The sequence below is a fragment of the Exiguobacterium sp. KKBO11 genome (genome assembly GCF_001644945.1).
GTDB classification, from domain to species: Bacteria; Bacillota; Bacilli; order Exiguobacteriales; family Exiguobacteriaceae; genus Exiguobacterium_A; species Exiguobacterium_A abrahamii.
Window position 1 is genome coordinate 1 of record NZ_LUCU01000030.1, and the last position, 393, is coordinate 393.

General features: G+C 70.5%; 1 protein-coding gene. It reads right to left on the reverse strand.

Translation table 11 applies throughout. The annotated features are described in order from the left end of the window. Positions 1-393 (reverse strand): DNA/RNA-binding winged helix domain-containing protein (locus tag AYO36_RS16695; RefSeq protein WP_197484528.1); only part of this gene is annotated, 393 nt, incomplete at both ends.

The following is a 393-nucleotide window of genomic DNA, read 5'->3' on the forward strand; positions in this document are numbered from 1 at the left end:
ATAGAACAGGTCCGGTACCACCTGGAACAGTTCGCCACGTGTGGTGGCGCGGCGCAGCATGGCGCGGACCTCGTCTTCGGCCAGGCCGATGTCGGCGGCCAGGGTGCGCACCCACGGCGGATCGAAGCCACCGGCGTGCAGTTGCGGCAGCACGCGTTCCAGCAGCAGACGCTCGCGTTCCGGCGGCGCATGGTCATGGCCGGGCAGGCGCCACCAGGCGCCCACGCGTTGCACGCTGCCGTCGGCCAGCAGGTCCTGCAGCAGCGCATTCCAGAGGCTCCCTGCAAGCGCAGGCAGGGCACTGCGCTGCAGGCGTCCGCTGTCGACACCGGGTTCGTCCGGGCGTCGCTCATGCCAGCCACGCAGCGATGTGATCACCTGCTCGCGCAGCAC